At 70.9% G+C, this 21,771-nt stretch carries 20 protein-coding genes; 9 read left to right on the forward strand and 11 right to left on the reverse strand.

Annotation, left to right across the window (positions count from 1 at the left end; genetic code table 11):
- Positions 1-42: 42 nt before the first annotated feature.
- Complete coding sequence (locus ACFUN8_RS04435; RefSeq protein ID WP_242575068.1) at positions 43-507, reverse strand: SseB family protein; 465 nt, start codon at positions 505-507, stop codon at positions 43-45.
- A gap of 185 nt (positions 508-692) precedes the next feature.
- Between ACFUN8_RS04435 and ACFUN8_RS04440 the strand changes: the two genes are divergently transcribed.
- From ACFUN8_RS04440 to ACFUN8_RS04450, 3 genes are all read left to right on the forward strand, one after another.
- Positions 693-2,519 carry an acyl-CoA dehydrogenase gene (locus ACFUN8_RS04440; RefSeq protein WP_383631261.1) on the forward strand — a complete coding sequence of 609 codons (1,827 nt, stop codon included), beginning with the start codon at positions 693-695 and terminating at the stop codon, positions 2,517-2,519.
- A gap of 131 nt (positions 2,520-2,650) precedes the next feature.
- Entirely contained in the window at positions 2,651-3,955 is a 1,305-nt protein-coding gene (locus ACFUN8_RS04445) for a M18 family aminopeptidase (RefSeq protein ID WP_383631264.1), read from the forward strand.
- Positions 3,956-4,044: 89 nt separating this feature from the next.
- Positions 4,045-4,251: a DUF6458 family protein gene (locus ACFUN8_RS04450; RefSeq protein ID WP_023540170.1), complete on the forward strand. Its 207-nt coding sequence runs from the start codon at positions 4,045-4,047 to the stop codon at positions 4,249-4,251.
- A 99-nt stretch (positions 4,252-4,350) separates the two neighbouring features.
- Here the strand turns inward: ACFUN8_RS04450 and ACFUN8_RS04455 are convergent, their stop codons facing one another.
- Complete coding sequence (locus ACFUN8_RS04455; protein WP_383631268.1) at positions 4,351-6,216, reverse strand: NHL domain-containing thioredoxin family protein; 1,866 nt, start codon at positions 6,214-6,216, stop codon at positions 4,351-4,353.
- A 255-nt stretch (positions 6,217-6,471) separates the two neighbouring features.
- A complete protein-coding gene (locus tag ACFUN8_RS04460) occupies positions 6,472-7,482 on the reverse strand; it encodes an ArsR/SmtB family transcription factor (RefSeq protein ID WP_383631271.1) in 1,011 nt (336 codons plus the stop codon).
- A gap of 86 nt (positions 7,483-7,568) precedes the next feature.
- Between ACFUN8_RS04460 and ACFUN8_RS04465 the strand changes: the two genes are divergently transcribed.
- Both ACFUN8_RS04465 and ACFUN8_RS04470 read left to right on the forward strand, forming a co-directional pair.
- Positions 7,569-8,813, forward strand: coding sequence for an MFS transporter (locus ACFUN8_RS04465; RefSeq protein WP_383631273.1), 1,245 nt, complete (start codon positions 7,569-7,571; stop codon positions 8,811-8,813).
- Entirely contained in the window at positions 8,810-9,304 is a 495-nt protein-coding gene (locus ACFUN8_RS04470) for an LURP-one-related/scramblase family protein (protein WP_382571877.1), read from the forward strand. Before ACFUN8_RS04465 ends, ACFUN8_RS04470 begins: the two co-directional genes overlap by 4 nt.
- Before the next feature lie 62 nt (positions 9,305-9,366).
- Here the strand turns inward: ACFUN8_RS04470 and ACFUN8_RS04475 are convergent, their stop codons facing one another.
- Positions 9,367-10,179 carry a carbon-nitrogen family hydrolase gene (locus tag ACFUN8_RS04475; protein ID WP_383631276.1) on the reverse strand — a complete coding sequence of 271 codons (813 nt, stop codon included), beginning with the start codon at positions 10,177-10,179 and terminating at the stop codon, positions 9,367-9,369.
- Positions 10,180-10,356: 177 nt separating this feature from the next.
- Between ACFUN8_RS04475 and ACFUN8_RS04480 the strand changes: the two genes are divergently transcribed.
- Positions 10,357-11,181 carry a maleylpyruvate isomerase family mycothiol-dependent enzyme gene (locus ACFUN8_RS04480; RefSeq protein WP_383631279.1) on the forward strand — a complete coding sequence of 275 codons (825 nt, stop codon included), beginning with the start codon at positions 10,357-10,359 and terminating at the stop codon, positions 11,179-11,181.
- 36 nt (positions 11,182-11,217) lie between these two features.
- On the opposite strand, the gene ACFUN8_RS04485 is transcribed toward ACFUN8_RS04480, so the two are convergent.
- Both ACFUN8_RS04485 and ACFUN8_RS04490 read right to left on the reverse strand, forming a co-directional pair.
- Entirely contained in the window at positions 11,218-12,558 is a 1,341-nt protein-coding gene (locus tag ACFUN8_RS04485) for a nitrate/nitrite transporter (RefSeq protein WP_383631282.1), read from the reverse strand.
- On the reverse strand, positions 12,555-13,205 hold the full coding sequence (locus ACFUN8_RS04490; protein WP_383631286.1) for a GntR family transcriptional regulator: 651 nt from the start codon (positions 13,203-13,205) through the stop codon (positions 12,555-12,557). The genes ACFUN8_RS04485 and ACFUN8_RS04490 overlap by 4 nt, the downstream gene beginning before the upstream one ends.
- A 254-nt stretch (positions 13,206-13,459) precedes the next feature.
- On the opposite strand from ACFUN8_RS04490, the gene ACFUN8_RS04495 reads away from it, so the two are divergent.
- Entirely contained in the window at positions 13,460-14,362 is a 903-nt protein-coding gene (locus tag ACFUN8_RS04495; protein ID WP_383631527.1) for a D-alanyl-D-alanine carboxypeptidase family protein, read from the forward strand.
- A 128-nt stretch (positions 14,363-14,490) separates the two neighbouring features.
- Positions 14,491-15,309: an RNA methyltransferase gene (locus ACFUN8_RS04500; protein ID WP_383631289.1), complete on the forward strand. Its 819-nt coding sequence runs from the start codon at positions 14,491-14,493 to the stop codon at positions 15,307-15,309.
- Between the two features lie 35 nt (positions 15,310-15,344).
- On the opposite strand, the gene ACFUN8_RS04505 is transcribed toward ACFUN8_RS04500, so the two are convergent.
- Positions 15,345-15,803, reverse strand: a complete 459-nt coding sequence (locus tag ACFUN8_RS04505) for a winged helix-turn-helix transcriptional regulator (protein WP_383631292.1) — start codon at positions 15,801-15,803, stop codon at positions 15,345-15,347.
- Positions 15,804-15,896: 93 nt separating this feature from the next.
- Here ACFUN8_RS04505 and ACFUN8_RS04510 point away from each other — a divergent pair, with 93 nt between their 5' ends.
- A complete protein-coding gene (locus ACFUN8_RS04510; protein WP_383631295.1) occupies positions 15,897-16,727 on the forward strand; it encodes an SDR family NAD(P)-dependent oxidoreductase in 831 nt (276 codons plus the stop codon).
- A gap of 60 nt (positions 16,728-16,787) precedes the next feature.
- Here ACFUN8_RS04510 and ACFUN8_RS04515 read toward each other — a convergent pair whose 3' ends face one another.
- The 4 genes from ACFUN8_RS04515 to pdhA all read right to left on the reverse strand — a co-directional run bounded on the left by ACFUN8_RS04515 (position 16,788) and on the right by pdhA (position 21,709).
- Positions 16,788-17,921, reverse strand: coding sequence for a methyltransferase domain-containing protein (locus ACFUN8_RS04515; RefSeq protein ID WP_383631298.1), 1,134 nt, complete (start codon positions 17,919-17,921; stop codon positions 16,788-16,790).
- Positions 17,922-18,126: 205 nt separating this feature from the next.
- A complete protein-coding gene (locus ACFUN8_RS04520; RefSeq protein WP_383631301.1) occupies positions 18,127-19,548 on the reverse strand; it encodes a dihydrolipoamide acetyltransferase family protein in 1,422 nt (473 codons plus the stop codon).
- Positions 19,549-19,556: 8 nt separating this feature from the next.
- Entirely contained in the window at positions 19,557-20,537 is a 981-nt protein-coding gene (locus ACFUN8_RS04525; protein ID WP_383631303.1) for an alpha-ketoacid dehydrogenase subunit beta, read from the reverse strand.
- A 2-nt stretch (positions 20,538-20,539) separates the two neighbouring features.
- Positions 20,540-21,709 (reverse strand): pyruvate dehydrogenase (acetyl-transferring) E1 component subunit alpha, encoded by a 1,170-nt coding sequence (pdhA, locus tag ACFUN8_RS04530; protein ID WP_383631306.1) that lies wholly within the window; start codon positions 21,707-21,709, stop codon positions 20,540-20,542.
- Positions 21,710-21,771 lie beyond the last annotated feature (62 nt).

Raw genomic sequence — 21,771 nt, forward strand, 5'->3', positions numbered from 1 at the left:
CATCAGCCCGGCCGGCGCTCTCTCTACGTACGAAGGACAGGTTCAGCCGTACATCCGCCGCATCGCGAAGTCGACCATCTGCTCCACGGCCTTCGCGTCGAAGACCATCCGGTGGTCCCCCTCCATGTCGATCACGAAGCCGTACCCCGTCGGCAGCAGATCAATGACCTCCGCGCCCGTGATCACGAAGTACTTCGACTCCTTGCCCGCGTACCGCCGCAGCTCCTTGAGCGTGCTGAACATCGGGATGACCGGCTGCTGGGTGTTGTGCAGGGCCAGGAACCCGGGGTTGTCACCGCGCGGGCAGTAGACCTTCGACGTCGCGAAGATCTGCTGGAAGTCCTCGGCGGAGAGCGACCCGGTCGTGAACGCCCGCACCGCGTCCGCCAGCGACGGAGGGGACGGCTCGGGGTACAGCGGCTGCTCCCCGTAACCGCCGCCGCCCATCGGCTGCTGCGGGGGTGCGTACTGCTGCTGAGCGCCAGCGTTCTGGTCGTAGCCGTACATGCGCCCAAGACTACTGAGGAAAGGCCCGCCGATGGGCCGCATGCGCTCCTCGTCGTCCTCGTCACAGATGTCCGGTAGGGGTTGCATCTTATTACCGACGGGTAGCATCATCGGAGTCACTACTGATACGCGCCACTGATCGCGTACGAGGAATTCGCCTCCCAACCGCTTACGGAGCCGTCGCCATGGGGCACTACAAGTCGAATCTCCGCGACATCGAGTTCAACCTCTTCGAGGTCCTCGGGCGCGACAAGCTGTACGGCACAGGCCCGTTCGCGGAGATGGACGTCGAGACCGCCAGGACCATCCTTGCCGAGGTCACCAAGCTCGCCGAGTCCGAGCTGGCCGCCTCCTACGCCGACGCGGACCGCAATCCGCCCGTCTTCGACCCGGAGACCAACACTGCTCCCGTCCCCGCCTCCTTCAAGAAGAGCTACCAGGCCTTCATGGACTCGGAGTACTGGCGCCTCGGCCTCCCCGAGGAGATCGGCGGCACCACGTCGCCCCGCTCCCTGATCTGGGCCTACGCGGAGCTGCTGCTCGGCGCCAACCCGGCGATCTGGATGTACACCTCGGGCCCGGCCTTCGCCGGCATCCTCTTCGAGGAGGGCAACGAGGCGCAGAAGAAGATCGCCGAGATCGCCGTCGAGAAGCAGTGGGGCTCCACGATGGTGCTCACCGAGCCCGACGCAGGCTCGGACGTGGGCGCCGGCCGGTCGAAGGCCGTGAAGCAGGACGACGGCTCCTGGCACATCGAGGGCGTGAAGCGCTTCATCACCTCCGGCGAGCACGACATGTCGGAGAACATCCTTCATTACGTACTGGCCCGCCCCGAGGGCGCCGGACCCGGCACCAAGGGCCTGTCGCTCTTCCTCGTACCGAAGTACGAGTTCGACTGGGAGACCGGCGAGCTGGGCGAGCGCAACGGCGTGTACGCGACGAACGTCGAGCACAAGATGGGCCTCAAGGCGTCCAACACGTGCGAGCTGACGTTCGGCGACCGGCACCCCGCCAAGGGCTGGCTGATCGGTGACAAGCACGACGGCATCCGCCAGATGTTCATGATCATCGAGTTCGCGCGGATGATGGTCGGCACGAAGGCCATCGCCGCGCTCTCGACGGGTTATCTGAACGCGCTGGAGTACGCCAAGGAGCGCGTCCAGGGCCCCGACCTCTCGCAGTTCATGGACAAGAGCGCGCCCAAGGTCACCATCACGCACCACCCGGACGTGCGCCGCTCGCTGATGACGCAGAAGGCGTACGCGGAGGGCATGCGCGCGCTGGTGCTCTACACCGCCTCCCTCCAGGACGAGATCGCCAAGAAGGAGACGGAGGGCGAGGACGTCAAGGCGGAGCACGCGCTGAACGACCTGCTGCTGCCGATCGTGAAGGGCTACGGCTCCGAGAAGTCGTACGAACAGCTCGCCCAGTCGCTCCAGACGCTCGGCGGCTCGGGGTACCTCCAGGAGTACCCGATCGAGCAGTACATCCGGGACGCCAAGATCGACACTCTGTACGAGGGCACCACCGCCATCCAGGGCCAGGACTTCTTCTTCAGGAAGATCGTCCGCGACCAGGGCCAGGCGCTGAACACCCTCTCCGAGGAGATCAAGCAGTTCCTCGCCGTCGGCACCGGCGGCGCCGAGCTGGCCCCGGCCCGCGACGCGCTCGCCAAGGCGGCCGTCGACCTGGAGGCGATCGTCGGGCGGATGCTGACCGACCTCACCGCCACCGCCGAGGACGTCAAGAACATCTACAAGGTGGGCCTCAACACCACCCGCCTGCTGATGGCGTCGGGCGACGTCGTCGTCGGCTATCTGCTGCTGCGCGGTGCGGCGGTGGCCGTGGAGAAGCTGGAGACGGCCTCCGCGAAGGACGTGCCCTTCTACCAAGGCAAGATCGCGGCGGCGAAGTTCTTCGCCGCGAGCGTCCTGCCGGGTGTCTCGGTGGAGCGCGCGGTGGCCGAGTCGGTGGACAACTCGCTGATGGAGCTGGACGAGGCGGCGTTCTGACGTCGCCGCGGTAGTGCGGTGACCGGAATCGGTCACCGGGTCCGCCCGGTGACCGATTCCTACAAAGTTCCCCGGCCACAGCGCGCCTTGCCCACACGAACGGGCCAACCGTGTCTCGTTATGGTGATCCCATGAGCACATCCGCCCGCTTCGACCGCGGCCACACCGACGACCTCATGACCTTCCTCGCCGCCAGCCCGACGCCGTACCACGCGGTGGCGAACGCCGCCGAGCGCCTGGAGAAGGCCGGTTTCCGGCAGGTCCGGGAGACGGACGCGTGGGAGGGGACCACCGGCAGGAAGTACGTCCTGCGCGGCGGGGCGCTCATCGCCTGGTACGTCCCCGAGGGGGCCGAACCGCACACGCCGTTCCGGATCGTCGGCGCGCACACCGACTCCCCCAACCTGCGCGTGAAGCCGCTGCCGGACACCGGGGCGTACGGCTGGCGGCAGGTCGCCGTCGAGGTGTACGGCGGGCCGCTGCTCAACACCTGGCTGGACCGCGACCTCGGACTGGCCGGCCGTCTCTCCCTGCGGGACGGCACCCACCGCCTCGTCAACGTGGACCGGCCGCTGCTGCGCGTCCCGCAGCTGGCCGTCCACCTGGACCGCGGGGTCAACACCGACGGTCTGAAGCTGAACCCGCAGCGGCACATGCAGCCGATCTGGGGTCTCGGCGAGGCCGAGGAGGGCGACCTGATCCGCTTCGTCGCCGAGGAGGCCGGGGTCGACGCGTCCGACGTCACGGGCTGGGACCTGATGCCGCACTCCGTCGAACCGCCCGCCTACCTCGGGCGCGATCGCGAGCTGCTGGCCGGGCCGCGGATGGACAACCTGCTGTCGGTGCACGCCGGTACGGCCGCGCTGGCCGCCGTCGCCGGTGCCGCCGACTCGGGCACGGCCCTCCCGTACATCCCGGTGCTCGCCGCCTTCGACCACGAGGAGAGCGGCTCCCAGTCCGACACCGGCGCCGACGGGCCGCTGCTGGGCACGGTGATGGAGCGCTCGGTGATGGCACGGGGCGGTTCGTACGAGGACCGGGCGCGGGCGCTGGCGGCCACGGTCTGCCTCTCCTCCGACACCGGGCACGCCGTGCACCCCAACTACGCGGAGCGCCACGACCCGACGCACCACCCGCGCGTCAACGGCGGCCCGATCCTCAAGGTCAACGTCAACATGCGGTACTCGACGGACGGCGGCGGGCGCGCGGTGTTCGCGGCGGCGTGCGAGCGGGCGGGCGTGCCGTGGCAGTCGTTCGTCTCGAACAACTCGATGCCCTGCGGCACGACGATCGGCCCGATCACGGCGGCCAGGCACGGCATCAAGACGGTCGACATCGGCGCGGCGATCGTGTCGATGCACAGCGCGCGCGAACTGTGCGGCGCGGAGGACCCGTTCCTGTTGGCGAACGCGCTGGCGGCGTTCCTGGAGAGCTGAATTCCCCTCTCCTGCATGGGTGTTCCCGCGCCGGGTACCCGCGTAAGCGGCCCTGGAATGGCCACCATTCGTATCAGGAGGCGGGATTCATGGGCGTTGGCGGATGCATCGCACTCATCGCGGTGGGAGCGATCCTCACTTTCGCGACGGACTGGGAGGCGGAGAGCGTCAACCTCGACCTGGTCGGGGTGATTCTCATGGCGGTCGGCCTCATCGGCATCGCGACGTTCACGAGCATGGCGAAGCGCCGGCGGGCGATCGTACAACCGCCGACGGTGATCGAACGCGACCGGTAGGCCGACTCGACGCGCGCGGCGGGCACCTCAGGCCCGTCCGGCGATCGAGGACGAACCGGCCACCGGACGGCCCCGGTTGCACCACCCCCGCCCGGAGCCCTACGCGTCGAGGCCGGCCAGTACGAGGCCCAGGCGGCCCGTGCCCGACGCGGTGACGCGTACCGGCACACCCCAGTCCTGCTGGTGGACATGGCACGCGGGGTACTCGATCTCCGGGGCGTCGTCGCAGGACGCGGCCATCGCCGAGACGTGCAGCACGCCCTCGGTGACGCCGTCCGCCAGCACCAGCTCGCGGCCCAGGTCCGTGCCGGCACCGGAACCCTCCGCCAGCAGCTCCGGCGGTGTGGCGGAGACCAGGAGCCGGGTCGAGGGACCGTAACGGGTGTCCAGCTTCTGCCCCTTGGGCGCCTCGAAGACGACGTCGAGCCGCAGCGTGCCCGGCGCGACATCGGTCGCGGCGCGCCGGGTGCGGTGCGCGACCGACTCGACGCGGACGGCCTCCTCGGGCAGCCGCAGCCGGGTGAGCCGGTGCCGGGCGGACTCGACCACGACGATGTCGGCACCGACGAGCACCGCGTCGGACGGCTCCCGCAGATCCGTGGCGAGCGTCGTGACCTCGCCGGTCGCCGGGTCGTAGCGGCGCAGGGCGTGGTTGTACGTGTCCGACACGGCCACCGAGCCGTCCGGCAGCGCGGTCACGCCGAGCGGGTGCTGGAGCAGGGCCTGTTCGGCGGGGCCGTCGCGGTGGCCGAAGTCGAAGAGTCCCGTGCCGACGGCGGTCCGTACGACGAAGCCCTCCCCGTCGCCGTCCCCGTCGCCATCGCCGTCGCGGTCCCGCTGCACGTAACGCAGGGCGCTCGTCTCGGAGTCGGCGACCCACAGCCGGTCCTCGGTCGCGGCGAGCCCGGACGGCTGCGCGAACCACGCCTCGGCGGCGGGCCCGTCGACCAGGCCCTCGTTGGTGGTCCCGGCCGCGACGCCGACGGTGCCGGTCGCCGGGTCGTACGTCCACAGCTGGTGCACCCCGGCCATCGCGATCCACAGCCGGTCGTTCCACCAGGCCACGTCCCACGGCGAGGAGAGCGCCACGTCGAGGGCGGGCCCGTGGGTGGGTGAACCCTGCCACCACTGCCGGCCGGTGCCGGCGAGGGTCTCGACGGTGCCCGTGCCGGGGTCGTAGGCGCGGATCGCGTGGTTCACGGTGTCGGCGACCGCGATCCGCCCGTCGGGCAGCGGGGCGAGGCCCTGCGGCTCGTTGAAAGCCCCCGGACCGAGGCCGCGCTCGCCGTCGCCGATCCGCCGTACGACGCTCTCGCCGTCGGCCGCCAGCTCGACCAGCTGATGCCGGGTGGAGTCGGAGACCAGGAAATTCCCCGAGGGCAGCGCGAGCACCTTGCCGGGAAAGCGCAGGTCGGTGGCGACGGGTTCGGGCGCGACGTAGGGCCCGTCGCCGCGCCGCAGGGTCCCCTTCGCGGCGTGCTCGGCCTCCAGCTCCTCGACCAGCTTCTCGATGGCGTGCGCGTGGCCCTCGCCCGCGTGCTGCGCGACGACGTACCCCTCGGGGTCGATGACGACGAGCGTGGGCCAGGCCCGTACCGCGTACTGCTTCCAGGTCGCCAGCTCCGGGTCGTCCAGGACGGGGTGGTGCACCTCGTACCGCTCGACGGCGTCCACGACGGCCGCGTGCTCGGCCTCGTGGACGAACTTCGGCGAGTGGACGCCGATGATCACGACGGTGTCGCTGTGCTTCTGCTCCAGCTCCCGCAGCTCGTCGAGGACATGCAGACAGTTGATGCAGCAGAAGGTCCAGAAGTCGAGCAGAACGATGCGTCCGCGCAGGTCGGCGAGGGTGTACTGCTTGTCGCCGGTGTTCAGCCAGCCACCCTTGCCGATCAGCTCCGGAGCACGTACCCGGGCGCGGCGACGGGGTGCGGGGGCGGGTACGGATGCGTGCGCGTCGTTCATGGTTCAAGGGTGCCACCCGGCTCGGACAACGCTGCCCCGAGGCCGGTCGTCGCGCATGACAGTCGTGTGACGGCTGTTGCGGGTGGGACAGGCCGGGGCCGTCGTCGCCCACTGTCCTGAAAAGGGTGTACGGGCTACCGCCTACCGTGCCGCCCCGGCCGGCCGGGGGCAGGTGGGTCCCCTCGTGCGCGCCGTCGCGGACTACCCCGGGCGGTGACCCGCCCTTCCGCCGGGCGGTGACCGGCCGTTCCGTGGCTAGCCGGCCAGGTCCTCCGCCGGGTCGCCCGCCCGCACCAGTGCCTCGCCCGCCTCCGTACGGAAGTACAGCACCGAGCGGCCCGAGCGGCGCCGGCGGATCAGGCCCGCGTCCAGCAGCACCTTCAGATGGCGGCCCACCGACCCGAGCCCCTGGCCGGTCAGCGCCACGAGCTGGGTCGTGCTCTTGGGGGCGCCGAGCAGGACGAGGACCCCCGCCCGCGCGGGGCCCAGCAGCGCGCGCAGCGGCTCGGGCACCCGCGCCCGGTCCGTGTCGGCGAGGGCGCCCGCGCACGGGTACACCACCGCGTAACGGTCCGCCTGCCAGGACACCCAGCCCGTGTGCGGGGTGACGGGCACGAACATCAGCCGCACGCCGGGGATCACCTGCGAGGGGTTCAGGGGGCCGGCGCGCGTGGTGATCTGGAGGCGGCTGCCGCCCAGCCAGCGCATGCCGGGACGCATGTCGCTCAGCGCGCTCGCCCAGCCGCCCTGGCTCAACTGGGCGGTACGCGCGACCACATCGGCCTCGATGAGACGGCGGCGGCGCGGCCAGTACGGCAGCACGGCCTCCGTCCACACCCACTCCAGGACGGCGGCGGCACGCTCCGGCAGGTCGGAGCGGTTCAGCCGGGCGGGGAGGGGGCCCTCCACGGAGAGGAGCAGATCCTCACGGGCGCGCTCGGGCGACGTCTCCCGGATTCGTACGACCTCGTCCTCGAAAGCGGGCTCGCGGTCGCCGCAGCCGGAAGGCGGCGGGGTGATGAAGTCCGCGTTCCAGAAGCGGCCGAAGGCCGACCGTACGAGCAGCGCGGTGAGGGGGTCGGCCGCCTGGCGGGCGCGGTAGGCCGGCAGGTGCGCGTCCAGCCAGGCGCGCTCGCCGGGGTGCGCGCCCGTGTGCGCGGCCGTTCCGCGCTCCAGCGCCTTGAGGCTCGCGACCGTCTCCGCCAGCGGGGAGACCACGAACCGGCTGCCCGCCAGCGTGTCGGCGTCGATCTGCCACCAGCCCATGCGCCGCGCCCCTCCCCGCCTCCTGATGTTTCGCTCCGACGCGAAACATTAACGTGCCGCCAGTCGCCCCACCGAGACTCCCCGGCATGCGTACCTACCGGGAACTCTTCCGTACGAAGGAGTTCACTCCGCTCTTCCTGACCTCCGCCGCACAGGTCGCCGCCCAGACCGTGAGCGGACTCGCCCTGGGCACGCTCGTCTTCACCGCGACCGGCTCGCCCCTGCTCTCCGCGCTCGCCATGTTCGGCCCCAACCTCGCCCAGGTGATCGGCGCGACGACGCTGCTCTCGGCGGCCGACCGGCTGCCGCCGCGCGCCACACTGACCCTCGTCGCGGCCGTCTTCGCCCTCGGCACGGCGGCCACCGCCCTGCCCGGACTGCCCATCACCGCCGCCCTCGCGATCACCCTCGGCCTCGGGGTGGTCTCGGCGCTCGGCGGCGGGGTACGGCTCGGGCTCCTCAACGAGATCCTCTCCACCGAGGGCTACCTCCTCGGCCGCTCCACCCTCAACATGTCGAGCGGCCTGATGCAGATCGGCGGCTACGCGACCGGCGGCCTCCTGCTGACGGTCCTGTCCCCGCGCGGCACCCTGCTCACCGGCGCCGCCCTGTATCTCACCGCCGCCGTCGTGGCGCGGCTCGGCCTCAGTAGGAGGCCGTCCCGGGCGACCGGCCGGCCGTCGATCTCCGCGACCTGGCGCAACAACGCGCTCCTGTGGGCGTCCCGGCCCCGCCGCAGCGTGTTCCTGGGGCTGTGGGTACCCAACGGGCTGGTGGTGGGCTGCGAGTCCCTGTACGTGTCGTACGCGCCGGAGCACGCGGGTGTGCTGTTCGCCGCCGGCGCGGCCGGGATGCTGACGGGCGACATCCTGATCGGCCGCTTCGTGCCCCGCCGTTGGCGGACGCGGCTGGCCGTCCCGCTGTTGCTGCTGCTCGCCGCCCCGCATCTGCTCTTCGTCCTGGGTCCGCCGCTGCCGCTGGCCCTGGCGGCCGTCATGCTCGCCACCGTCGGCTTCGGGGCGAGCCTGGTGCTCCAGGAGCGTCTGATGGAGCTGACGCCGGAGGGACTGAGCGGGCACGCGCTGGGGCTGCACTCCGCGGGAATGATCACCATGCAGGGCGTGTGTGCGCTCCTGGCCGGCGCGGTGGCCGAACTGACGTCTCCCGCCACGGGAATCACGGTGATGGCGGCCGCCTCCCTGACAGTCACGCTGTCGTTGGCGCGGGGGCTGCGGGCGGGGGCGCGGGCGGAGGGTTCCGTCATCCGTACGCGTACAGCTGACCCAGCACCGCCGTCCCCCGGCAGCCCGGTGGGTACGGATACGGCATGAAGTACTTGGTGCGCGACAAGATCTTCGCCATCGGCGACGACTACTGGATCGAGGACGAGCAGGGCCGCCAGGCCTTCCTCGTGGACGGAAAGGCGCTGCGGCTGCGCGACACCCTGGAGTTGAAGGACCCTCAGGGGCGCGTCCTGGTCACACTCCGTCAGAAGCTGCTCAGCCTGCGCGACGCGATGACGATCGAGCGGGACGGCGAGCCGCTGGCCACCATCCGTAAGAAGAAGCTGTCGCTGCTGCGTAACCACTACCGGGTCGCCCTCGCCGAGGGCACCGAACTGGACGTGAGCGGGCGGATCCTGGACCGCGAGTTCGCGATCGAGTACGACGGGGAACTGCTGGCGCACGTCTCGCGCCGGTGGTTCCGGGTGCGGGAGACGTACGCCGTGGACGTCATCAGGGACGACGCGGATCCGTCGCTGCTGATCGCGGTCGCGGTGTGTGTGATCCGGATGGCGGAGAAGGAACGCGAGGAGGGCTGAGCGGCGGATCCGCCCACACCGTGACAGCCCGTGTGACGGCCCCCGTGGCGGCCTCCCGGGGCTCAGCGCCGGGGCGCCGTCACGCCCAGCAGACGGTCCTTCAGGACCGGGAACCGCTCGCGCGTCGTCGCGACCCTCGCCGGGTCGAACTCGACGGTCAGGACCTCCTCGCCCGTCCCCGCCTCCGCCAGCACCTCGCCCCACGGATCGACCACGATGCTGTGCCCGGACTGCTCCACGCCGGCGTGCGTCCCGGCCGTCGAGCAGGCCAGTACGTACGCCTGGTTCTCCACCGCGCGCGCCTGCGCCAGCAGTGTCCAGTGCGCGCGGCGGCGGGCCGGCCAGCCGGCCGGGACCACGAAGACCTGCGCGCCCTCGTCGAGCAGGCCCCGGAACAGCTCGGGGAACCGCAGGTCGTAGCAGGTCGCGAGGCCCAGCACCGCGTCCGGCAGCGCGACGGTCACCAGCTCGTCGCCCGCGCCCATCAGGGTCGCCTCGCCCTTGTCGAAACCGAAGCGGTGGATCTTGCGGTACGAGCGCACGAGAGCGCCGTCGGGCGAGATGACCAGCGCGGTGTTGTAGAGGTCGGCGGCGCCGTCCAGGACGGCCTCGGGGGCGCGTTCCACGATGGATCCGGCGTGCAGCCAGACACCCGCGTCTCTCGCCGCCTCCGACATCGCGCGGAACGTCGGACCGTCCAGCGCCTCCGCCTCGGCGGCGAACGACTCGTACGCGAAAGCACCCACCGGCCACAGCTCGGGCAGGACCACCAGGTCGGCGCCGCGCTGCTGCCTTACCAAAGAGGCGGCGCGCTGCCTACGGGAATTGACCGCTTCGTCCGGGTCTACTGCGATCTGGATGAGGGAGGCGCGCACACTACCACCGTCCTGGCATTCGAGCCTTCTACACGGGCCTACGATCGTCACACGAAAGCACTGCCGGGGTGCCAACGGGCAGCGTAACTTAGGCTCTCGAACCTCCCACGCAGCACGCAGCCCGCCGCCCGCATCCAGCAGCCCAGCCCGCTAACCGCAGAACCGTCGAGGGGTCCCGTGACCGTCCATCCCAGCCTTCAAAACTACGCCGATGCCTGGTCCCACTCCATTGAAGCCATAGCCGAGCTGGTACAGCCACTCGTCGAGGGTGAGTGGAACCGGCGCACGCCGTGCCCCGGCTGGTCGGTGCGGGACATCGTCTCGCATGTCATCGGGCTTGAATGCGAGATGCTCGGCGACCCGCGGCCGATCCACACGCTGCCCCGCGACCTGTACCACGTGCAGAGCGAGATCTCCCGCTACATGGAGATGCAGGTGGACGTACGGCGCCACCACACCGCTCCGGAGATGACCTCCGAGCTGGAGTACACGATCATCCGCCGCAACCGTCAGTTGCGGAACGAGAACCGCCAGCCCGGCACCATGGTCCGCGCCCCGCTCGGCACCGAGCAGACGCTCGAACACGCCATGCGGAACCGCGCGTTCGACATCTGGGTGCACGAGCAGGATCTCCGTACGACGCTGAGCAAGCCCGGCAACCTCGCCTCCGCCGGCGCGCTGGTCACCCGCGACGTACTCCTCGAAGCCCTCCCGAAGGTCGTCGCGAAGGAAGCGGGCGCGCCGCCGAACACGGCGATCGTGCTCGACGTGCACGGCCCGGTCGAGTTCCTGCGGACGATCCGGGTCGACGCGGACGGCCGCGGCACGATCGACGGCTCGCCCTCGCTCGGCCCCGCGGTGACGCTGGTGATGGACTGGGAGACGTACTTCCGGCTGGCGTGCGGGCGGGTACGGGCCGCCGCGGTGCCGGACCGGATCAAGACGGACGGCGACGCGGAGCTGGCGGCGGCGATCCTGCGGGAGTTCGCGGTCACGCCGTAACGCGCGGCGCCGCCCCCCTCCTTACAGAGGCCGCGTTCAGGCGGGTACGTGCACGGCCTCCACCCGGCTCGCCACCAGCCGCTCCCGCTCCCGCCGCGCCGTGCGCGCCCGCAGCCGCAGGATCTGGACGATCCCGAGCGCTTCGAGGACGAAGACGGACGAGAACGCGACGCGGTAGTTGCCGCCGGTCGCGTCGAGGAGCACGCCGACCGCGAACAGTGTCGTCATCGAGGCCACGAAACCGCCCATGTTGACGATGCCGGAGGCGGTGCCCTGACGGGCGGGCGGGTTCGCGGGCCGGGCGAAGTCGAAGCCGATCATCGACGCCGGTCCGCAGGCCCCGAGGACGACGCAGAGCGTAATCAGCAGCCACATCGGCGCGTGGGCGCCGGGGTAGGCCAGCGTCGATCCCCACACGAGCGCGGTCACACCGACCGTGCCGAGGGCGAGCGGGGCCCGGGCGGCGTGGTGGCGGGCGATGATCTGCCCGTAGACGAGGCCGATCACCATGTTGACGAGGACGATCAGGGTGAGCAGATCGCCCGCCGTGGCCCGGGACCGCCCCTGGGCCTCGACGAGGAACGGCAGGCCCCACAGCAGCAGGAAGACCATGGCGGGGAACTGGGTGGTGAAGTGCACCCAGAGCCCCAGCCGGGTGCCGGGCTCCCGCCACGACTCGGCGATCTGCTTCCGTACATAAGTCGCGCCGGCGTGCTCGGACGGCGGCGGCTCGTGGCCCTCGGGGTGGTCCTTGAGGAAGAACAGCATCAGTACGAGGACGACGACACCGGCCATCGAGCTGCCGACGAACGTCGTGGTCCAGCCGAGGTCGGTCAGCAGCCGGGCGATGACGAGGGTGGAGACGAGATTGCCGGCCATCCCGAAGAGCCCGGTGAACTGCGCGATCAACGGGCCCTGGCGGGCGGGGAACCAGTGGGCGCCGAGGCGCAGTACGGCGATGAAGGTCATCGCGTCGCCGCAGCCGAGGAGGGCGCGGGCGGCGAGGGCCATGCCGTAGGTGGGGGCGAGGGCGAAGCTGAGCTGGCCGAGGGTGAAGAGCGTCACGCCGAGGGTCAGGACCCGGCGGGTGCCGAGCCGGTCGACCATGAGGCCGACGGGTATCTGCATCCCGGCGTAGACGAGGAGTTGGAGGATCGAGAAGGTGGAGAGGGCGGAGGCGTTGACGTGGAAGCGGTCGGCGGCGTCGAGTCCGGCGACGCCCAGGCTCGTACGGAAGATGACGGCCACGAAGTAGACGGCGACGCCGATGCTCCACACGGCGACGGCGCGACGGCCGCCGGGCGGGTCACCGGGAAGACTCGGGGCCGGGCCGCGGCCGGACTTTCCTCCCGGCTCTCCTGAAGAGGCCGCGCTCACCTGGCCTCACCCCGGATGAGCACCTTGACCCGGCTGACGTGGGCGCGCACGCACCGCGCGGCGGCGTCGGCGTCACCGGCGCGGATGGCTTCGAGCAGTTCGGCGTGCTCGGTGATGCTGGTCCGTACGCGCTCGGGGTGCGCCTCCATGACGGCGACGCCCATTCTCAACTGCCGGTCCCTGAGCTGGTCGTAGAGCTTCGACAGGATCTCGTTGCCCGCGTTGCGCACGATCTCGGCGTGGAAACACCGGTCGGTGACGGCCACCGCGGCGAGGTCCCCCTCGTCGGCGAGGCGGCGCTGCTCGTCGAGGAGTTCCTCCAGGCGCGCGACGAGCCGCGCGGACGCGGGGACGGCCTTGCGGGCGGTGAACTCCTCGACCAGCAGGCGCGTTTCGACGACATCGGCGATCTCCTGCGCGGAGACGGCGAGGACGAGGGCGCCCTTCTTCGGATAGAGCTTGATCAGCCCCTCGACCTCCAGCTTGAGCAGCGCCTCGCGCACGGGAGTACGGGACACCCCGACGGCCTCGGCGAGTTCGCCCTCCGTAAGGAGGGTCCCGCCCTGGTAGTGCCGGTCGAGCACGCCCTGCTTGATGTGGCTGTAGACACGGTCGGCGGCGGGCGCGGGGGAGGTGGCGGCAGGCATGCGTACAGCTTAGATACAACAGAGATACGACGGGGATCCCGTCCACATCGCGGAACGACGGATTTCCCGGGCGTGCCGTACATCCCTCCGGGCGGCTCATGCGTCTTTCAGTGGACTCCCCCTTTATGGGCGCGCGTCCAATTCACTTCAGACCAATGCATTTGCGACATCGGAGCGTTCCATTGATAACCAGCCTCCCGGCCGTGCGCAGAAACGTGCGTAGGACCACCGTGGTCGCCCTCACCGCCGGCGCCATGCTGACGGGCACGGCCCTGGTCGCCCCGGCGACCGTGGCGGCCGAGTCCGCGCCGGCCGCCAAGGCCGCCGCTCTGCCGACGCTCTCCGCCAAGGGCGCCTTCCTGCTGGACGACACCACCGGCGCCAAGAAGTACGGCAAGGGCGCGGACGTCCGCCGCCAGATGGCGAGCACCACGAAGATCATGACCGCGGCCGTCGTGCTCAACACCAAGGGCATCGACCTCAACCGCAAGGTCACCATCAAGCAGACCTACCGCGACTACGTGACGCGGGAAGGCGCGAGCACCGCGGACCTGCGCACCGGCGACAAGGTGACGATCCGTCAGCTCCTCTCCGCCCTGATGCTCCCGTCCGGCTGCGACGCGGCGTACGCCCTGGCGGACGCGATCGGCACCGGCTCCACGGTCGCGGCGCGCACGAAGTCGTTCATCGGGAAGATGAACACGAAGGCCAAGGACCTGGGCCTGAAGAACACCAAGTTCGACTCGTTCGACGGCATCTCGGCGGCCGGCGACAACTACACGACCCCGCGTGATCTGGCGACGATCGCCGACTACGCGATGAACAACTCCACCCTGCGCACGGTCGTCAAGGCCACGAGCTACAAGGCCGCGGCGACGACGAGCACGGGCGGTACCCGCACCTACACCTGGTACAACACGAACCAGCTGCTCGGCTCGTACTCGGGCGCGTTCGGCGTCAAGACCGGCACCGGCACGGCCGCGGGCCCCTGCCTGATCTTCGCCGCCACCCGTAACGGCAAGACGCACATCGGCGTCATCCTGAACGGCACGGACCGCTACGGGGACGCGGCGAAGCTGCTCGACTACTACTCCGGCGCGTCGACGGCGAAGACGATGAAGCTCCGCCAGCTCCCGGCGGGCGCCCAGCGCGACTGACCCCCCTGCGGGATGCGGTAAGAGGCGCGGCCACCGGACGGTGGCCGCGCCTTCGTGTACGGGCCGGGCCCCGCGCGCCCCCCTGTAACCTTCCTCGGTCAGACGTCGGCCGACATCGAGGAGGACGGGTGGCCGGTCAGCGGATCACAACCCGCAACGCCCGCTTCCAGCAGTGGCACGCGCTGCTCGCCAACCGCAACAAGCGCAAGCGCCAGAACGAGTTCCTCGTCCAGGGCGTGCGCCCCATCACGATGGCCGTCGAACACGGCTGGACCGTACGCGCCCTGCTGTACGACGCGAGCCGCCCGCTCTCGCGGTGGGCCGAGGAGCTGCTGCGCGGCATCGTGACGGACCGTGTCGCGATGGCCCCCGAACTCCTCGCCGAGCTGGGCGAACGCACCGACGGCGCGCCCGAGGTCCTGGCCGTGGTCGAGATGCGGCCGGACGACCTGAGCCGTATCCGCGTCCATGACGCCTTCCTGGGCGTGCTGTTCGACCGCCCCAACCAGCCGGGCAACATCGGCAGCATCGTCCGCTCGGCGGACGCCTTCGGCGCGGACGGACTGATCGTCACCGGCCACGCGGCGGACGTCTACGACCCGAAGGCCGTACGCGCGACCACGGGCTCCCTGTTCGCGCTCCCGGTGGTCCGCAGCCCGTCGCACCACGAGGTGGGCGAGTGGCTGGCGAAGGAGCGGGCACAGGGCCACCCCGTCACGGTCGTCGGCACGGACGAGCACGGCGAGTCCGACGCGGACCAGTTCGACCTCACCCAGCCGGTGCTGCTGCTGATCGGCAACGAGACGACGGGCCTGAGCACGGGCTGGCGCGAGCTGTGCGACCACCTGGTGAGCATCCCGATGTCAGGCTCGGCAAGCTCCCTGAACGCGTCGAACGCGGCGACGGTGGTGCTGTACGAGACAGCGCGCCAGCGCCGGCGGGCCTGAGCCGGGGGGTTACGCGGACCGCCGCGCGTACGCGGTCAGCGCACGCCACGCACCGGGGCCGTCCGACCGTCCGCCCCCGCGTACCGCGCCCGGGACTCCGCCATCTCCGGCTCGTGGCGCACCGCCCAGTCCGCCAGGGCCGACAGTGGGGCGAGCAGCGTGCGGCCGAGTGGGGTCAGGCTGTACTCGACGGCCGGGGGCACCGTCGGGTGCACCTCGCGGCGGACCAGGCCGTCCGACTCCAGGCCGCGGAGCGTCCGCGTCAGCATGCGCTGGCTGATGCCCTCGATCGCGCGTTGCAGCTCGTTGTAGCGATGCGGACGACCGCCGAGCAGGACCACCACCAGCACGCTCCACTTGTCGCCCACCCGCCGGAACACCTCGCCGACCGGGCACGCTGCGAGTTCGTCCGCCGGGACGGGTCGCGGCAGTTCATGGGCCAGCATCGAGGGCAGCGACGGCGACGAGGGCACATCGGTGTGCGTACCGGACATGAAACTGCCTTCTTTCAGCATCCGACAGGGCGGCCCACGATGGACCGGTCGAGGCCGAGGCGGCGCCTCGGCACCGAGTCTATGGAGGACACCGTGACGGGCCACCCGACCAAGACCGTAGTCATCAGCGGCGGGACCGACGGCATGGGCCGGGCGACCGCGCTCGCACGCCTCGCGCGGGGCGACCGCGTCACCGTCATCGGCAGCAGCGAGTCCAAGGGGCGTGCACTGCTCGACCGGGCCGGAAACCCACGGCTGCGTTTCGTACGGGCGGACCTGTCGTCGATGGCGGAGGTCGAACGGGTGGCCGCTGTCGTGGCCGAGCAGTACGACGCGCTCGACGCGCTGGCGCTGTTCGCCAACCGGGTGAGCCCGAAGCGCCAAGAGACCCCGGACGGACTGGAGTTCACCTTCGCCCTGTACTACCTGAGCCGCTATCTGCTCGGCCGGCGGCTGCGCCCGTTGCTCGACGCGGCCCCCGACCCGCTGATCGTCAACGTCGCGGGCGTCGGGGCCACCGCGGGCCGGATCCTCTGGGACGACCCCCAACTCACCCGCCGCTACGGCCAGGTACGTGCCCAGCTCCAAGCCGGCCGGGCGAACGACCTGCTCGGTGTCGCGTTCGCCAACCAGGCGGAGGGCAAAGCCCGTTACGTGCTCTACCATCCCGGATTCACCCGCAGCGGGGCGGACGGGCACAGCAATCCGCTGGTCCGGGGCACGATCAAGCTGCTCGGGGCGTTCTTCGCGCGGCCCGTGGCCGACGCGGTACGGCCCGTCGTCGAGTGGATCGACCGGCCCCCCTCGGAGCCGCTGACCGCCATCGACCGGGGCAAGCCGGTCCCGAAGACACTGAAGACGCTCGACCCCGGCGACGCGGTCCGCCTCGCCACGTACACCGAGAGCCTGTTGCGGGGCCGTTGAGACGCACAGGCACCAGAAGGACGACAGGCGCCAGAAGGACCCAACTGACCGACGCGCGGCTCACTCAGCGGGAAATCGAGGGCGTCCCACCAGATTCTTGGGCTCGTCCAGCCATGTCTTCTGCCGCCCCCGCGGCGTCACCGTCAGGCCGAAGCGGGTCAGGGACGGGCGGTCCCGGGATTCCCACCAGGTCCGTGCCAAGGCGATCTCGTCCCAGAGGCGGCGGGTGCCCCACTGGCGTACCGCGTCCGGGGCGTCCCAGGTCTCGTAACGCACCGACGCCCACGAGCCGTTGCCGTCCGAGAGGGTGATCCGGTCCCAGGTGTGGACGTAGCACGCGTCCGGGACGTGGAGGCCGATCGTGAACGCCGCGTCCACGTTCGACAGCGCCAGGTCCGGGGCGATCGCGGACGGGCCCAGCCGGTCGGGGGGCACAGGGGGGAGGGTCACCTCGTGGGGGCGTTGGGCGCGCATCCACATGAAGCTGACGTTGTCCACGAAGCGGCCGTACGAGGGGGCGCCCGGCTCGCCCCGTACCAGGCGCAGCAGGCCGGTGTTGGCGTACGGGGTGCCCCACGGCGTCACGATGGTCGCGCCCGGGCGGGTCTGTGCGATCCAGGTGCGGGGAACGCGGCGTACGGCCGCCGTCGAGTGGATGTGGTCGTACGGCGCGCCCTTGGGCCAGCCCGCCAGGCCGTCGCCGACCACCACCCGCTCGGGCACCAGCCCGGCGGCCTTCACCCGGTCCGCGGCCTCCGCCGCGACGTTGGCGTCGACCTCCACCGTCGTGACGGACTCGCGGCCGAGTCGGGCCGCCAGCAGGGCACTTGTCCAGCCCGTGCCCGTGCCGATGTCGAGTACGCGGGCGCCGTCCACGACATCCAGCCGCCGCAGCATCGTCGCCACCTGCGAGGGCTTGGAGGCGCACGACGTGGGGACGCCGGGGCCGTCGTGGGCGCCGTCGTCCAGTTGCGTGACGATCACCTCGTCCGCGTCGACCAGCGCCCACCACGTCTCGGGCTCGACGACCCGGGAGACCCGTCGGTAGCCGGTGGGGATGGCGGCGTCCGGCGCCCATACGGACTCCGGGACGAACACCGGGCGGGGGGCGCGTTCGAACGCGCCGAGCCACCCTTCCTCCAATGCGCCGGACAGGGTCAGGCCGGCCAGCAAACGCTCGTAGCCGTCGCGCACTTCTTCGGGGTCTCCCTCTGCCGTGGGACCGGACGACTGCGTTCGGTCACCGAAACAGATATACCCGCTTCGCTCCGTAACCACAGGGGCGTACGGAAGCACGCCCGCCCCACCCGTCACGTACCGGCGTGAGAAACGAGAGAAGGGTCGCGACTCTGCGATGAGTCGCGACCCTTTTCCACGCCAGGTGATCAGCCCCAGGTGATCAGCCCCAGGTGATCAGTCGCTTCGGCTGTTCCAGGATCGCCGCGACGTCCGCCAGCACCTTGGAGCCCAACTCGCCGTCCACCAGCCGGTGGTCGAACGACAGGGCCAGCGTGGTGACCTGACGGGGCTTCACCTTGCCCTTGTGGACCCACGGTTGGAGCTTGATCGCACCGACCGCCAGGATCGCGGACTCGCCCGGGTTGAGGATCGGGGTGCCCGTGTCGACGCCGAAGACGCCGACGTTCGTGATGGTCACCGTGCCGCCCTGCATGGCCGCCGGGGTCGTCTTGCCCTCGCGGGCCGTGGACACCAGTTCGCCCAGGGACTGGGCGAGTTGGGGCAGGGTCTGGGCGTGCGCGTCCTTGATGTTCGGGACGAGCAGGCCGCGCGGCGTCGCCGCCGCGATGCCGAGGTTGACGTAGTGCTTGAGCACGATCTCCTGGGCGGCCTCGTCCCAGGTGGCGTTGACCTCGGGGTGGCGCTTGATGGCCACCAGGAGCGCCTTGGCGATGAGCAGCAGCGGGTTGACCCGTACGCCCGCCATGTCCTTGTCGGACTTCAGCTCGTCGACCAGCTTCATCGTGCGCGTCACGTCGACCGTCACGAACTCCGTGACGTGCGGCGCGGTGAACGCGCTGCCCACCATCGCCGCCGCCGTGGCCTTCCGTACGCCCTTGACGGGGATACGCGTCTCCCGGCCGACGGGTGCCGGCGCAACAGGCGCGGCGGTCACCGAAGCGGGCGCCGGGAGCGGTGCCTCAGGCGCCGCCGTGACCGCAGCCGTGACCGCAGCCGTCGCCGCGTGCACGTCCTCGCGGGTGATGATCCCGTCCGGGCCCGTCGGCGTGATCGTCGCCAGGTCCACGCCCAGGTCCTTGGCGAGCTTGCGCACCGGCGGCTTCGCCAGCGGGCGCGACAGGTCCTCGGCCACGGGGGCCGAAGCGACCCCGTTCATCTCCGCCTGGATCGCGGCGGCCGCGGCGCCCTGCTCGGGGACCGCCGCCGCTCCCCTGCGCGGACGCCGCTTCGTGGAAGCCTCCGAGACGCCGTAGCCCACGAGCACCGGCTGGCGCCCCTTCGGCTCGGCGGCCTCGGCCTCAGGCGCGACGGGCTCCACGGTCGGCGCGGCAGCAGGAGCCTCCGACGGAGTCCCCGGCGCCACGTCCACCGTGATGATCGACGCCCCGACATCCACGGTCGTGCCCTCGTCGAAGCGCAGCGCGTGCACCACCCCGTCGTAGGGGATGGGCAGTTCGACGGCCGCCTTCGCCGTCTCCACCTCGCACACCACCTGGCCGTCGACGACGGTGTCGCCCGGCTGTACGTACCACTTGAGAATCTCGGCCTCGGTGAGTCCTTCGCCCACGTCGGGCATCTTGAACTCTCGATAGCGGGCAGAAGTGTCAGTAGTCATGGTCACGGCACTCCTCAGTACGCGAGCGAGCGGTCGACGGCGTCGAGCACCCGGTCCAGACCCGGAAGGTACTCCTCCTCCAGGCGCGCCGGCGGATACGGGGCGTGGAAGCCGCCGACCCTCAGCACCGGAGCCTCCAGGTGGTAGAAGGAGCGCTCCGTGATCCGGGCGGCGATCTCCGCGCCGGAGCCGTAGAACACCGGCGCCTCGTGGACCACGACCAGCCGGCGGGTCTTCTCCACCGACGTCTGGATCGTGTCGAAGTCGATCGGGGACATCGAGCGGAGATCGACGACCTCCACCGACTTGCCCTCCTCGGCCGCGGCCGCCGCCGCCTCCAGACAGACCTTCACCATCGGGCCGTACGCCGCGAGCGTCAGGTCCGTGCCGGTCCGGGTGACCCGGGCCTTGTGCAGCGGGTCCGGGATGGACTCGGTGTCGACCTCGCCCTTGTCCCAGTAGCGCCGCTTGGGCTCGAAGAAGATGACCGGGTCGTCGCTCTGGATGGCCTGCTGCATCATCCAGTAGGCGTCCGCCGACGTCGACGGCGAGACGATCTTCAACCCGGCGACATGCGCGAACAGCGCCTCCGGCGACTCCGAGTGGTGCTCGACGGCGCCGATGCCACCGCCGTACGGAATACGGATGACGACCGGCATCTTGATCTTGCCGAGCGCGCGGGCGTGCATCTTGGCGAGCTGCGTGACGATCTGGTCGTACGCGGGGAAGACGAAACCGTCGAACTGGATCTCCACGACCGGCCGGTAGCCGCGCAGCGCGAGGCCGATCGCCGTACCGACGATGCCCGACTCGGCGAGCGGGGTGTCGATGACCCGGTCCTCGCCGAAGTCCTTCTGGAGTCCGTCGGTGACCCGGAAGACACCGCCGAGCTTGCCGACGTCCTCGCCCATGATCAGGACCTTGGGGTCGGTGTCGAGGGCGACGCGCAGCGACTCGTTGATCGCCTTCGCGAGGGGGAGTTTCTGTACGGCCATGGCTACTTGCCCTCCTCGAACGACGCCTGGTACGCGGCGAACTGCGCCCGCTCCTCGTCGACGAGCGCGTGCCCGTCCGCGTAGACATGATCGAAGATCGCCATGTGGTCCGGGTCGGGCATCGCCCGCACCGCCTCACGCACCCGCTTGCCGAGCGCCTCGCTCTCCTCCTCCAGAGCCGCGAAGAACGCCTCGTCGGCGGCCGACTCCCGCTCCAGATACGCGCGCAGCCGCAGGATCGGGTCCTTCGCCTCCCACGCCTCGCGCTCCTCGTCGGCCCGGTACTTGGTCGGGTCGTCGGAGGTGGTGTGCGCGCCCATCCGGTAGGTGAACGCCTCCACGAGCATCGGGCCCTGGCCGGTGCGGGCGCGCTCCAGCGCGGCGCGCGTCACGGCGAGACAGGCCAGTACGTCGTTGCCGTCGACCCGGACGCCGGGGAAGCCGAAGCCCTGCGCGCGCTGGTACAGCGGCACGCGCATCTGCTTCTCGGTCGGCTCCGAGATCGCCCACTGGTTGTTCTGGCAGAAGAACACCACCGGCGCGTTGTAGACGGCCGAGAAGGTGAACGATTCGGCAACATCGCCCTGGCTGGAGGCGCCGTCGCCGAAGTAGGCGATGACGGCCGAGTCCGCGCCGTCCTTGGCCACGCCCATCGCGTAGCCGGTGGCGTGCAGCGTCTGCGAGCCGATGACGATCGTGTACAGGTGGAAGTTGTTGGTCTTCGGGTCCCAGCCGCCGTGGTTCACACCGCGGAACATCCCCAGCAGGTTGGTCGGGTCCACGCCCCGGCACCAGGCGACGCCGTGCTCCCGGTAGGTCGGGAAGACGTAGTCGTCGTCGCGCAGCGCGCGTCCCGAGCCGATCTGGGCGGCCTCCTGGCCGAGCAGCGAGGCCCACAGGCCCAGCTCGCCCTGGCGCTGCAGGGACGTGGCCTCGGCGTCGAAACGGCGCGTGAGGACCATGTCGCGGTACAGCCCGCGCAGGGATTCGGGGGTGATGTCGGCTACATAGCCGTCGTACTCGGCGTTCTTGACGCGTTCGCCCTCGGGCGTCAGCAGCTGTACGAGCTGGGGCTCGGAAGCCTTCGGCTGCGGCGCCGTCTTGGCGCCGGCGCGCTTGGTGCCGCTGCTACGTCGCGGCTTTCGCGCGGCGGCAGTGCTCTCCACGGTCACGTGCGTGCTCCTCCGTCGGTCCGGTCCCCGGGATCCGCCGGGAACCAGTGCGGCTCGCCTGC

Source organism: Streptomyces sp. NPDC057307 (assembly GCF_042667665.1).
Taxonomy (GTDB): domain Bacteria; phylum Actinomycetota; class Actinomycetes; order Streptomycetales; family Streptomycetaceae; genus Streptomyces.